This is a genomic window from Tardiphaga sp. 841_E9_N1_2 (assembly GCF_051811065.1).
GTDB lineage: Bacteria > Pseudomonadota > Alphaproteobacteria > Rhizobiales > Xanthobacteraceae > Tardiphaga > Tardiphaga robiniae.
The window spans coordinates 541796-554198 of the sequence record NZ_JBPWQC010000001.1 but is presented as its reverse complement, the minus strand read 5'-3'; the positions used below and the strand labels follow the sequence as shown (position 1 = coordinate 554198).

The window sequence follows — 12403 nt, the reverse complement described above, 5'->3', positions numbered from 1 at the left end:
TTCAAGAGGTCATATCCGCCTCAAGGCGCCGGCGGCGGGGTGATCTCGATCAGCTCCACCGGCCCGCCCGGCAGCGCGTCATCGAACACGCCGATTACCAGACGGCCTGTCTTCCAGGCATAGGTGTCGAGATTGCTGCGGCCCTGTTTCAGCAGCGGCCCATCGGCATGGCGGTCATGGCCATGCACCACATGGCGCGCGCCCTCGCCGGCATCATGGCCGGACGCATCGTCATCCGCATAGCGCTTGGTCATCAGCAATACCGGATCCTGCTGCGTCAGCGGCAGCGCGGGATCGACGCCGGCATGGACATAGACGCGATGCGCATCCATGTGCCACAGCGGCCGGCCGTCGAGCCAGTCGATGTCATGCACCGGCACATCGGCGATGTCGCCGCCATAGGAGGCCAGCGCGGTATCGCCGCCTTTCGTCATCCAGTTTGCCATCGCCACATCGCCGCGCAGCGCGGCGACCATCAGCGCATCGTGATTGCCCTTGAGCATCGCCAGCCGCAGGCCCGGCGCCACCCCTGCCCGCAGCCGCGCAATGACGCGGCGCGAGTCTGGGCCCTTGTCGACATAGTCGCCGAGCACAATGAGCGTGGCGTTTTCACCGGTCCGATGCGTCTCGATCTCAGCCAGCGCCCGATCCAGCAGATCGCGCCGGCCGTGCAGATCGGGGATGACGTAAGTGAGTGGCATCGCAATGATCCATCGTGTTGATTCGATTTTTCCACAGCGGCGTGCCGCGCATCATACACGCGCTCATGCGTGCAAAACATGGAGGCGATACCGAGACTACACCCTCACGATTGATCCAGCACAACTTGCAATCTTTATCATGTGTCAATCCGCCACGACACGTCCTATCAGGGCGTGCATCACAGGAGACCACCATGACTCGCCACGACACGCCCAAGCAGGACTTCAAGCGGATCGTCGCGCGCGAACTGGCTGCCTTCGAACAGAAGGAAAACGAAATGAATGCCAGCGAACGCCGCGACCGTGCCAGGGCGCTCGGCCTGCCGCTGGCGCTTGCACAGGCTTCGGCCAGCGACGCGTCCGCGCCGCAATAATCAACCCAGCCTGTCCCCACCCTCCACCGGTGCATAACCCACCGCTTCGCGTTTCTCGTTCAGCGTCAGGAAGTCCGCGCTGCTGACGCGCTCCCATAGCGCGGTGCGATCGGCGGCGAGCGCATCCACGCGGTCGGTGTCGATGTCGATGCGGATGCCGTCGCCGAACGCAGGCGCCAGCCATTGCGCCAGCGCGTTGCCGGTGCGCGCCGCCAGCGGCAGCACGGTCTGGCGAAAGAACACGCGGTTGGCTTCCTGGAAATTCGCGAATGTATTGTCGCCGGGAATCCCCAGCAGCATCGGCGGCACGCCGAAGGCGAGCGCGATTTCGCGCGCGGCATTGTGCTTGGCGTCGAGGAAATCCATGTCCTTCGGCGTCAGCGACATCGCCTTCCAGTCGAGCCCGCCTTCCAGCAGCAGCGGCCGCCCGGCATTGGCGGCGCCCTGATAATTGCCCTCGAGTTCGCGCTTGAGGCGATCGAATTGCGGCTCGGACAGCACCGATCCCTCCGGTCCCGCATAGACCAGCGCCCCCGACGGCCGCGCCGCATTGTCGAGCAGCGCCTTGTTCCATTTCGACGAGGCGTTGTGGGTGTCGAGCGCGGTCGCGGCCGCGTCGATCGGCGCCAGACCATAGTAATCGTCGAGCGGATGAAAGAAGGTCAGATGCAGGATCGGCGGCACGCCGGACGCCTGCTGATCGAAGCGCACGCTGCGGCCGCCGACGCTGTAGTCATAGGCCTCGGCCCAGCCGTCGCTGCCGGGCACGACTTTCATGCGATCCGGCCGCAGCGCGTAGAGTTCACGGACCTCGTGCTGCCGCACCTGCGTGTCGAGCATGACGGCTTCGACATAGGCGTTGCCGGCGAGCAGCAGATGCGCATAGAGCGTTTCGAAGAACACCCCGCCATCCTGCCGCGGATTCGGCCGCGTCAGCAGCTGCGCCAGCGGATGCGCCTCGCGTTCCTGCGCGCTGTCGAAGACGAGAAAGCTGCACGCCGCGGCATTCTCCGCGATCAGCCGCACGGCGCGGTGCACGATGGCATCGGAGAGATAGCCTTCGCGCGCCAGCGCTGCAAAATCCTTCGGCGTCCATCGCGCACGCCCGCCCGATTCAAATGCGAGCACGCGCGCGGTGCGCGACGCCTTTGCTTCGGGCGCCGCCAGATAGGCTTTCAAGCGATCGAACATGATATGATCCAATTCAACTGTGCACGGGACACGAAGTCACAACACCCTGATCCTTGGCCCATCCCCGCGCGGCACCAGCGCCAGCGAGGCGACCGCCCAGACCATGGCGTCGAGACGATCCGGCGAATGGCCAGACGACAGACCCGAACTTGCGAAGTCGCACATCTCGTCTTCCAGCGCGGCAAAACTGCCGGCGTGCTTCACGCGGCCCTGCTCGTATAAGGTCGCCACCGGCTCGGCGCGTAGCCACTTGCCGCGCAAGGCACGCACAGGCGTCACCGGCACGGTGTGATCGACTTCGTTGATCACGCTGCGCACCATCTCACCGCCCTGGTTGACTTCCACCACCAGCGCATCGGCCTCCAGCCGGCGCCACAGTGCGATCGCCTTGTTGGCCCAGGCCGTCGGCGTCACCGACGAGACGGTGTCGTCGGCCAGCACATAGACGATGCCGCCCTCGGCGATCCCCGCGGCAACGATGCCGCAGCAGTCTGCGCGCTTGCCGGACGACACCGGCGGATCGACCGCCACGACGATGCGTCGTAGCGGCGGTGCCTCGCGCACGCGGCACTGTTCGAGCAGCCCCCGCGACCACAATGCATCGGGCCGATCCTCGATGATTTCGCCGTCGAGCTCCTGTCGGCCGAGCCGTGTGCCAGCATAGCGATCCATCACGCTCTGCAGAAACGTCGGCGCGAGGTTGAACGCATTCACTACGGTTGCGGCGCGCGTCGTCACCGTCGTCGGATCGCCCATCAGGCGTTTCAGCAGCGCCGTCGGCCGCGGCGTCGTGGTGATCATCTGCCGCGGCCGGTGGCCCAGCCGCAGCCCGAATTGCAGCATGTCGAACGTGGCTTCGGCATAGCGCCACTTCGCCATCTCGTCCGACCATGCGCAGGAGAATTGCGGGCCGCGCAGGCTCTCGGGATCTTCCGCGGAGAATACCTGTGCGACGGCGCCGTTGCTCCATTCCAGCCGCTTGCGTGACGGCATCCAGACCGGGCGCTCGTGATCCGGATGCACACTGAGCAGCCCGGACACTCCCTCGATCATCACTTCACGCACGTCGTGTTCGGTTTCGCCAACAAGCGCAATACGACGGGCTTTTTCGTGCGCTAGTGGCGCCTGACCGAGCGCCTGCGCACGCACCCATTCGGCACCGGCGCGTGTCTTGCCTGCGCCTCGTCCGCCAATCATGAGCCATGTCAGCCACGGCGCACCATTCGGCGCGATGTCAGGCGGCACCTGATGCGCATGCGCGAAGACATTCCAGCACTCACTCAGGAAGCCTCTCTCGCCCCGCGTCATTCCCGTCGACAGGAATTGGCGGTCGCCCGCCAGGCCGTCTTGCAAGACGTTCAGCAATGCGTCGACGGAGTTCGTCGAGGTCTCGGGGGCGGTCGTCATCTTCGGCGGGCCTCTGTTCGTTGCCGCCCTGCACTTTCTTCAGTTCGGTCAATGTGCGCGCCAGGGAAGCCAGCGTGCGGGCGCGGCGCTCGGCCTCTGTGCGCAACGCTTCATTCAAGCGCCGGCGGCCAACGATCTTCTGGATCGAATCGAGTTCGCGTTCGATGGCTTGGGTAACGCGATCGGTCAGCGGCGCGTCAGGCGGCAAATCATTGAACCGATCGACGGCCGTTCGCCGTCTTGCACGCGGAGCGCTGGACCGCTTCTTGGTAACAGCTTTCATTGCGGCCGGTCGCTTCTTGATTTGAGTTGGAGGTATATCAACTTCAGCAGCGGATGCTGGTTTCGGCCTCCCCGGTCCGGCGAAGATGGTCGTTGCCGCAATCGTCCTCTTCCGGGCCGCCACGCTGGCCCGGATTTTTTCAGCGGCTGCTGCCATGGTGGCCGGGTCAACGGCGCTCCATGTTTTCTGTGAATTCTTTACTTTCGAGTTCTTGGAGCTCTTCTTCGCCGCCCTTGGTTTCCGCGCGGCCTTCACAACGACAGCAGCCCGCGCCGGCTTTCTCGCCGGGCGGGCTATTGGCTTTCTGACCATGTTGGGAACTCGTTGCTGCTGTCAGTCGATCATGCCGGACTGACTGAAATTGATCGGCCGATCGCCGAAACCGATCACGTCCTGAAGAACACAAACCAGACCACGCCGAGGATCAACACAGCGAGGCCGAGGCTGATCGCCAAAAGCGCGAGGATCGACGGGCCCGGTTCGGCCTGGCGTGCCTCCGTCGCGGATTCGACGATCTGCTCTTTTTGCTTGGTTGCCGAATTCCTGATTATCATGGCACCCTCGTTTGGCTTGCTGTTGGATGCCGATGAGATTCCTTGCGGCACCGTATGGAAAGCAACGCAGGATTTGGATCGATGTTCCGGGTATTCACCGCACACCGGGCTAAACAGCGCGGCGCAGATTCGCCGCCAATCAGCAGCGGCGTTTCCTGCGAACCCAATTGTGGAGCATGCCGCAAACCTACTTCGACAGCGCAACGCTGTCAAGGCTAAAAATCCTAGAATTTGAATTTAGTCCTGAAATCGGAATTTTGTCCGCGCGATCAACGCGCTGGCTATCGCGGCGGCTGCGACCACGCCGCTCCCGGAGCACCGGTGATCTTGCCGGGATAGTCGATATTGACCACGCAATTGCCGCGCAACGCAGTCGCGGCCTGCAGGCACTGCTGATAGTCGAAGAACCGGCAGATCTGCGGCACACTCCCCGGCCCGCGGGGGCCGCCGGTCAACACGCAGAACGGCGGAATACCGGAGCTGGCCGCGACCGATGGCCGCGCCTGCGCAGAATCCACAGCCGGCAACGACGCCGACGCGATTGCAATCGCGGCCACAGCCCATAGGAGCCTGCGAATCCTTGTTGTCATCGATGCGTCCTTCACGAGCGGACGATCACTCACCGCGCGCGCCGGCGACGTTGTGGCGCCGGTTCCGCAGCAGCGCCGGCGCGATACTCGACGTTGCCCACGCAGTTGCCTCGCGTACCGACGGCAGCATTGATGCATTGCTGGTAGTCAGAAAAGATGCAGTTGCTGACATAGGAGGATTCGCCGTTGGCGCCACTCTGGGCGATGCAGAATTGCGCACCAGCCGCCGAGGCCGGCGTCGCTCCCGCGAGGATGAATGCCGCAAATCCCAAACCGGCCAATGCCGAAAGCTTCAAACGCGAATTCAATGTCATGATGGTCATCCATATGAAAATGCGCAGGCTCGAGGCCCGCGCACGATCATATAGGGTGCAGCACCCCAATCGATAGGACATTCACGACATTGCGTTTCGACAAGACAGCCATGTCTTTTGTCGATTGCAATGGCGGCGCCCGGCACCGGCCGGTCTTCGCGGCCCTATTTCAGCGAGGTATTCACGGCGGCGTAGCGCCCGTTCAGCGTGGTACCAAGGCCCTGCACAGCCACGATGATCGCGAGGCTGATGCCGGCAGCGATCAGCGCATATTCGATGGCCGTCGCACCAGACTCATCGTCGATAAATTTCGAAATCAAACGCAACACGAAAATCTCCTCATACGGCTGCGGATTTCTTCCACGCCGTCCCCTGAAAACTGAACTCAACCTAAGCGGCAGAGGTTGCAGGAAGGTTCACCAACAGGCTCAATTATGAATTAATCGTGCGGTAACTATGTGTGCGCTCGCCCGGAGCAACGGGACTTGGGAGTATCGTGGGGCCGGGTATCGTCTGCATTTCAGCTTGCACTTAACCAGAAGTGTCGAGGCTTGTCCCAATGGCATCTGAACCTGTCGCATGCTGCCAATCCGTCGCGGCGTTCATTCCCGAATTCGAGCATCTTGTCGTAGAGGTCATGAAGGAGTGGAAGGTCCCGGGCCTCGCCGTCGCTATCGTGCAAGACCTGGAGGTTGCGTTCGTTGGGACCTATGGCCTTCGCGATATCGCAGCCGGCCTGAACGTCACGACGGATACGCAGTTTCAAATCATGTCGGTCTCGAAGTCGTTCGCCGCTACGGGCCTGGCCCTCTTGGTTGACGAGCGGCGCATGGATTGGAAGAAGCCGGTGCGGGAATACATCCCGGAATTCCGGCTCTATGACGCCGTTGCGAGCGACCGCGTCACGGTGCGCGACCTGCTATGCCACCATTCCGGATTGCCACGTCACGATTGGATCTGGTTGCCCGGCGATCTGTCACCCGCCCAAATGCTGGCAGCGCTGCGCTATCTCGAACCGAGCGCCGACATTCGCAGCGCCTTTCAGTACTCGAACCTCGACTACCTCATTGCGAGCATGGTGGCCGAGCGCGTCAGCGGCCAGAGCTGGGCCGAATTCACCCGCTCGCTGACCGACAAGCTGGACATGAAGGTGACGTTCACTGTGGAGGAGCTTGCCGCAGCTACCGACGCGGCCGTGCCCTACGGGATGATGGGAGACACTTGTCAGCGCACGAAACTCTGGCCCATCAGCGTGCCGGCTGCGGGCGGCATGAGCACGTCGATTGCAAGCTTCGCGAACTGGCTTCGTTTTCATCTCGGCCAGGGCGCGTTTGAAGGACAACGTCTTCTGTCATCCAGCCTGATACAGGAGCTCCAGAAGCCGCGGGTGCATGTCGGGGCAACCGGATTCGCCGACTACAGCGATGTGCATTACGGTTTCGGCTTCCGCTCGCACTGGTATCGCGGAGAACGCGTGGTGTGGCACGGAGGCGGCTTCACCGGCACGAATGCGCTGATGATGATGTTGCCCGATCGCGGCGTCGGTGTCGCGGTGCTCGCCAATAATGGCATGACTCCGATACTCGCTCCGCACATCCTCGCGAATTATGTCTTCGACCGAGTCTGCGGCAAGGAACCGGTACCCTGCTTCGATCGCTTCCGCGAGCAACGCCGCAACTTCGTGACGCAATACGAGGCTTGGCTGCAGACCGGGAAAGCCGCGCCGACGCCGGCCACCGAGCCGCACCGTGACCTCGCGGATTACGCCGGTGACTACGCGCATCCCGGCTACGGCCGGATGACGATCACGCATGCCCAAGGCAAATTGCATTGGGCGTTTCGCGGCATGTCGGAGCCGCTCACGCATCGAAACTCGGACACGTTCGAGCTGCCAGAGACACCTGCGTCGCCCGGCGGCCTGATGCCGAGCCGGCTTTCCCCCTCATTTTCCACCGGCGAAGACGGGAATATTGCGAGCGTGGCAGTCCCGCTCGAGCCGCTGGTCAAGGACATCGCCTTCACACGCGTGGCAGCGGAACATTTCTGAAGTCGGATGACGGCTTCGCCTACTCCGAAACCAGCGACGGCTTCGCCTTTGCCGGCCCTGCCAGCGGGCGTTCTTCCATCAGCAGCAGGAACAGTGTCGACAGCGCCAGCAGGGCTGCCGCAGCTTCGAACACATAGCGGAAGGCGCTGACCATATCGCTGGCCGCGATCGGATGCGTGCTGGCGGCATGCTCGCCTGAGATCGAGATGTCCGTGCCGAGCGCCATCAGGAGAATGGTGGTGAAGGCGGCGACGGTGAACGACGCCATCAGCGCGCGGAAGAAGTTCATGGCGCCGGTCGCGGTCCCGATCTGCGGGCGTGGCACGGCGTTCTGGATCGACACCAGGCTGACCGGAAATGCCGTGCCGAGCCCGATGGAGAACAGGCCGAGCATCGTGAGCAGCGCCCAGAGTGGCAGCGGCGTCGCGAGCGCCAGCAGCAGACCCATCAGCGCCGACATGGCGGTGCCGGCGATCGCCACGCGCTTGTAGTGTTTCGCCTTGGTCATCATGTGGCCGGCAAAGGCAGCGCCGCCGACTGACACCGCCGCGATCGGGATCAGCGCAACGCCGGCTTGACCTGCAGTCAGGCCGTAGACCACTTCGTAATAGAGCGGCATGTGTACGGTCAGCCCGAGCATCGCACCCATCGCGCAGCCGCCGGCGGCCATCGCGAAAGGCACCACCGAGCCCGACATCAGCGGTAACGGCAGGAACGGCTCATCGTGATGGATCGCATGCCAGATGAAGGCGAAACCCATCACCGCTGCTGCGCCGATCATCGCGACGATGGTCGGCGACGCCCAGGAGAATTTGGTGCCGCCCCATGTCAGCACCAGCATGAAGACGACGGCTGAAGCCATCAGCAGCATGCCGCCGAGCCAGTCGACCTTGCGGCGGCGATGAAACACAGGAAGCTTCTTCATCTTCGGCAACAGCAGCGCCAGCGATCCCACACCGAGCGGAATGTTGATCCAGAAGATCATGGACCAGTGCAGATGTTCGGCGAACAGCCCGCCGATGATCGGGCCGCCGATGCCGGCCGCCACCCACACGCCGCTGAAATAAGCCTGATACTGGCCGCGCTCACGCGGCGACACCACGTCGGAAATCACCACCTGCACGATGGGCAGGATGCCGCCGCCGCCGAGGCCCTGCAGGGCACGTGCGATGATCAGCACGATCATGTTCGGCGCCAATGCGCACATGATCGAGCCAACCATGAACAGCGACATCGCGGTGATGATCATCGCGCGGCGACCATAGATATCGCTGAGCGTGCCGAACACCGGCGCCACCGCGGTCGATGCGAGCAGATAGGCGGTGATGACCCAGGACAGGTTGTTCACATCGGCGAATTGCCGGCCGATGGTCGGCAGCGCGGTGGCGACGATGGTCTGGTCGAGCGCTGCCAGGAACATGGTCAGCAGCAGGCTCATCAGGATGGTGCGGACTTCGGCGGGGGTCAGCGGCGCCTTCACGACAGCAGGCGCGTCGCCGGGTTCGATCACTTCCGTGGGGATCCGCGACAGTTCCTGCGCGAGCTCATCCGACAGGCCCGCATCAGACGGGATTTCCCCGGACAATACCTGATCATCGGCCGCTGACCGGCTCTGTCGTTCGAACTTGTTCATGAAACTTCGGATTCAAAGGGCTTGGGAGGTAACGGGAGAGCCAGATCGGCGCAAACTCCCGCGCACAGACTCTCTTTGGAAGAAATCTATTCCCCCGCCCCGTGCAGCAACAGTTGTTTCCTTGCATGGGAGCGTCCCGCGGCGATCATCTGAGCGTCATATGCGCGTGATCGAACACCGCGCGCCGCGGATTCTACGCCGGCCGCTTCTTCAGCTTCGCCTTGCGCGGCAGCAGCGCGGGCCAGGTCACGATGTGATCCTGCAGCTCGTCGTCGGAGATCGTGTCCTCGCTGCCCTCGACCCGCCCGCGGACCGATACGCCGGCTTCATGGACGGTGTCAACGCTGCCCGAGATCAGCGGGTGCCACCAGTAGAGATCGCGGCCCTCGGCCGCGAGCTTGTAGCCGCAGCTCGGCGGCAGCCAGCTCAGGGTGCGGACATTGTCGGGGGTCAGCCGCACGCAATCGGGAACATGGTCGGAGCGGTTCGGATAATCCTTGCAGGCGCAAAGACCCGCATCGAGCAATCGGCAGGATACATGTGTGTAATAGATCTTGCCGGTATCCTCGTCTTCCAGCTTTTCCAGGCAGCAGCGTCCGCAGCCGTCGCACAGGCTTTCCCACTCGGCGCCGGACATCTCTTCCAACGTCTTGGTTTTCCAGAACATTCCCTCCTGTGCGGAAGGACGCGGGGGACGCGCGGTCATGCGATTTGAATCAATCCAGGTTGCGGCGAAACGCCCTTCTAGGAGTTGCGGTGCAGGCTCTGCAAGCAACATCGTGTCGGCCGGCTCGCAAACAAGGGCAAAACCGGCAAGCTGTTAGCCCTGTCGTGCAAATGATAAGCAATGCCATTGGTTTATCTGCCCTGCTCGGCTAGAACTTGAACGACTCTCCGGCGGCCGCAAACCTGCCGCCGGGTTGCCGCATTATTTCAGCATGACGTCCGCGCGGTGCCGGTGGGTGCACGCGAGCGCTGCAACAAACCAAGGGCCCCTGTGCCTCAGATCGTGCCATCCCGTTGGAAGACCAAGTTCCGGCATTTCCTGCTGGATCTGGATGCGCGCATCGATTCCGGCCTGTTCTCGTCTGGCCGCGGCACCCGCGAACTCTGGGAGCGCTACTCCACGTTCATGGACCGCTTCTATGTCGGTCGCTGGAAGCGCTGGGTGGTCATCGAGCCGCTGTCGGAAATGGCCACCATCGGCCTCGGCGGTCTGATCCTCATGCTCGCTTTGGCGCAGCCGGCGTTTCGCGAAACCGCCGATGAAGACTGGCTGAAGAAATCCGACCTCGCGGTGACGTTTCTCGATCGTTACGGCAATCCGATCGGCAGCCGCGGCATCAAGCACAACGACTCCATTCCGCTGGAAGACTTCCCGGATAACCTGATCAAGGCCACCCTCGCCACCGAGGACCGCCGCTTCTACGATCACTTCGGCATCGACATCGCCGGCACCGCGCGCGCTCTGGTCACCAATGCGCAGGCCGGCGGCGTGCGCCAGGGTGGTTCGTCGCTGACGCAGCAGCTCGCGAAAAATCTGTTCCTGTCGAACGAGCGCACCATCGAGCGCAAAGTCAACGAAGCGTTCCTGGCCATCTGGCTGGAAACCCGCCTGACCAAGAACGAAATTCTGAAGCTCTATCTCGACCGCGCTTATATGGGCGGCGGCACGTTCGGCGTCGACGGCGCAGCGCATTTCTATTTCAACAAATCCGCGCGCGACGTGAACCTCGCGGAAGCCGCGATGCTCGCCGGCCTGTTCAAGGCCCCAACCAAATACGCGCCGCATATCAACCTGCCCGCCGCCCGCGCCCGCGCCAACGTGGTGCTCGACAACCTCGTCGATGCCGGCTTCATGACCGAAGGTCAGGTGTTCGGTGCGCGGCGCAATCCCGCCGTCGCCGTCGATCGCCGCCAGGAAATCTCGCCGAACTACTATCTCGACTGGGCCTTCGACGAGATGCGCAAGCTCGTCGATACATTCCCGAAATCCTATGTCGAGCGCGTTTTCGTGGTCCGCACTGCCATCGATATGAATGTGCAGCGCGCCGCCGAAGCCGCCGTCGAAAACCAGCTCCGCCAGTTCGGCCGCGACTATCATGCGACGCAGGCCGCCACGGTGGTGTCGGACCTCGAAGGCGGCGTCCGCGCCATGGTGGGTGGCCGCGACTACGGCGCAAGCCAGTTCAACCGCGCGGTGGACGCGATGCGCCAGCCCGGTTCGTCGTTCAAGCCCTATGTCTACACGACGGCGCTGCTCAACGGTTACAAGCCGACCTCGATCATCCTCGACGGCCCGGTCTGTATCGGCAACTGGTGCCCGCAGAACTACGGCCACTCCTATTCCGGCAACGTGACGCTGACGCAGGCCATCACCCGTTCGATCAACGTCGTGCCGGTGAAGATTTCGATTGCGCTCGGCAAGGGCGCGCAGAATCCGGCCAAGGCCGGCCGCGTCAAGATCGTCGAGACCGCGCGCCGCTTCGGCATCACGGCACCGTTGCTCGATACGCCGTCGCTGCCGATTGGCTCCACCGAAGTCACCGTGCTCGAACACGCCGTCGCCTATGCGACCTTCCCGAACAAAGGCCGATCGTCGAAGCCACATGCCGTGCTGGAAGTCCGTACCGGCGCTGGCGATCTGGTCTGGCGGTTCGACCGCGACGGCCCGAAGCAGTTGCAGGCGATCCCCGCCTCCGTCGCCTCCGATATGGCCGGCATGATGAGCCACGTGGTCAGCGAAGGCACCGCGCGCCGCGCGGCACTGGACGGCATTCCGACAGCAGGCAAGACCGGCACCACGAATGCGTATCGCGACGCCTGGTTCGTCGGCTACACCGGCAACTTCAGCTGTGCAGTCTGGTACGGCAATGACGACTACTCGCCGACCAACCGCATGACCGGCGGCTCGCTGCCCGCGCAGACATGGCACGACATCATGGTCGCGGCCCATCAGGGCATCGAGATCAAGGAAATCCCGGGTGTCGGCGCGGGTACCAAGAATCCTGCCGCAGCCGCCTCATCCGTGATGGCCGCCAACGCGCAGGACGCCAAGCCCGGCCCGCCACCGGTGCTGACGCGCCGCGGCGCCGACGTCCTGCTGCGTGTCGAGAAGCTGCTCGACGACGCCGGCAAGACCGCCGGCCGCACATCATCCAACGAACCGTTGAAGCCCCGCGCTTCCTCCGCGTTGGCCTTCCCCGAGAGCTACGCGTCGGCGAATGATGCACCGGATGCCAAAACGACCACATCCGCAACCGCCCCCGCGTCGCGCAAGAACTGAAGCTGCTATCATGACGGTGCGCA

At 63.3% G+C, this 12403-nt stretch carries 14 protein-coding genes; 5 read left to right on the top strand and 9 right to left on the bottom strand.

Annotated features, from left to right (window positions below):
* Positions 1–20: 20 nt before the first annotated feature.
* The gene (locus tag AB8A50_RS02375; protein ID WP_439076655.1) at positions 21–701 is read right to left on the bottom strand and encodes a metallophosphoesterase; all 681 of its coding nucleotides are present in this window, start codon (positions 699–701) and stop codon (positions 21–23) included.
* Positions 702–895: 194 nt separating this feature from the next.
* Here AB8A50_RS02375 and AB8A50_RS02370 point away from each other — a divergent pair, with 194 nt between their 5' ends.
* Positions 896–1075 carry a hypothetical protein gene (locus tag AB8A50_RS02370; RefSeq protein WP_439076653.1) on the top strand — a complete coding sequence of 60 codons (180 nt, stop codon included), beginning with the start codon at positions 896–898 and terminating at the stop codon, positions 1073–1075.
* On the opposite strand, the gene AB8A50_RS02365 is transcribed toward AB8A50_RS02370, so the two are convergent.
* The 3 genes from AB8A50_RS02365 to AB8A50_RS02355 are packed head-to-tail and all read right to left on the bottom strand — an operon-like array spanning position 1076 to position 3956.
* Positions 1076–2266, bottom strand: a complete 1191-nt coding sequence (locus tag AB8A50_RS02365; RefSeq protein WP_439076652.1) for a phage portal protein — start codon at positions 2264–2266, stop codon at positions 1076–1078.
* Between the two features lie 36 nt (positions 2267–2302).
* Positions 2303–3574, bottom strand: a complete 1272-nt coding sequence (locus AB8A50_RS02360) for a DNA-packaging protein (RefSeq protein ID WP_439076650.1) — start codon at positions 3572–3574, stop codon at positions 2303–2305.
* A complete protein-coding gene (locus tag AB8A50_RS02355) occupies positions 3543–3956 on the bottom strand; it encodes a hypothetical protein (protein ID WP_309944749.1) in 414 nt (137 codons plus the stop codon). Before AB8A50_RS02355 ends, AB8A50_RS02360 begins: the two co-directional genes overlap by 32 nt.
* Before the next feature lie 85 nt (positions 3957–4041).
* Here AB8A50_RS02355 and AB8A50_RS02350 point away from each other — a divergent pair, with 85 nt between their 5' ends.
* Together AB8A50_RS02350 and AB8A50_RS02345 are read left to right on the top strand one after the other, a co-directional pair.
* On the top strand, positions 4042–4311 hold the full coding sequence (locus AB8A50_RS02350) for a hypothetical protein (RefSeq protein ID WP_175367474.1): 270 nt from the start codon (positions 4042–4044) through the stop codon (positions 4309–4311).
* Positions 4281–4745, top strand: a complete 465-nt coding sequence (locus tag AB8A50_RS02345) for a hypothetical protein (protein ID WP_170849707.1) — start codon at positions 4281–4283, stop codon at positions 4743–4745. The genes AB8A50_RS02350 and AB8A50_RS02345 overlap by 31 nt, the downstream gene beginning before the upstream one ends.
* 46 nt (positions 4746–4791) lie before the next feature.
* Here the strand turns inward: AB8A50_RS02345 and AB8A50_RS02340 are convergent, their stop codons facing one another.
* The 3 genes from AB8A50_RS02340 to AB8A50_RS02330 form a co-directional block, all read right to left on the bottom strand.
* Positions 4792–5100, bottom strand: a complete 309-nt coding sequence (locus tag AB8A50_RS02340; RefSeq protein ID WP_175367475.1) for a hypothetical protein — start codon at positions 5098–5100, stop codon at positions 4792–4794.
* A gap of 29 nt (positions 5101–5129) precedes the next feature.
* Positions 5130–5414: a DUF3551 domain-containing protein gene (locus tag AB8A50_RS02335; protein WP_175367476.1), complete on the bottom strand. Its 285-nt coding sequence runs from the start codon at positions 5412–5414 to the stop codon at positions 5130–5132.
* 164 nt (positions 5415–5578) lie between these two features.
* Positions 5579–5743 (bottom strand): Flp family type IVb pilin, encoded by a 165-nt coding sequence (locus AB8A50_RS02330; protein ID WP_093759013.1) that lies wholly within the window; start codon positions 5741–5743, stop codon positions 5579–5581.
* Positions 5744–5973: 230 nt separating this feature from the next.
* On the opposite strand from AB8A50_RS02330, the gene AB8A50_RS02325 reads away from it, so the two are divergent.
* Positions 5974–7461, top strand: coding sequence for a serine hydrolase (locus tag AB8A50_RS02325; RefSeq protein WP_439076648.1), 1488 nt, complete (start codon positions 5974–5976; stop codon positions 7459–7461).
* Between the two features lie 19 nt (positions 7462–7480).
* Here AB8A50_RS02325 and AB8A50_RS02320 read toward each other — a convergent pair whose 3' ends face one another.
* Entirely contained in the window at positions 7481–9094 is a 1614-nt protein-coding gene (locus tag AB8A50_RS02320; RefSeq protein WP_439076647.1) for an MDR family MFS transporter, read from the bottom strand.
* A 193-nt stretch (positions 9095–9287) separates the two neighbouring features.
* Complete coding sequence (locus AB8A50_RS02315; RefSeq protein WP_439076645.1) at positions 9288–9800, bottom strand: YcgN family cysteine cluster protein; 513 nt, start codon at positions 9798–9800, stop codon at positions 9288–9290.
* A 291-nt stretch (positions 9801–10091) separates the two neighbouring features.
* Here AB8A50_RS02315 and AB8A50_RS02310 point away from each other — a divergent pair, with 291 nt between their 5' ends.
* The gene (locus AB8A50_RS02310; RefSeq protein ID WP_439076643.1) at positions 10092–12380 is read left to right on the top strand and encodes a transglycosylase domain-containing protein; all 2289 of its coding nucleotides are present in this window, start codon (positions 10092–10094) and stop codon (positions 12378–12380) included.
* The last annotated feature ends 23 nt before the right edge of the window (positions 12381–12403 follow it).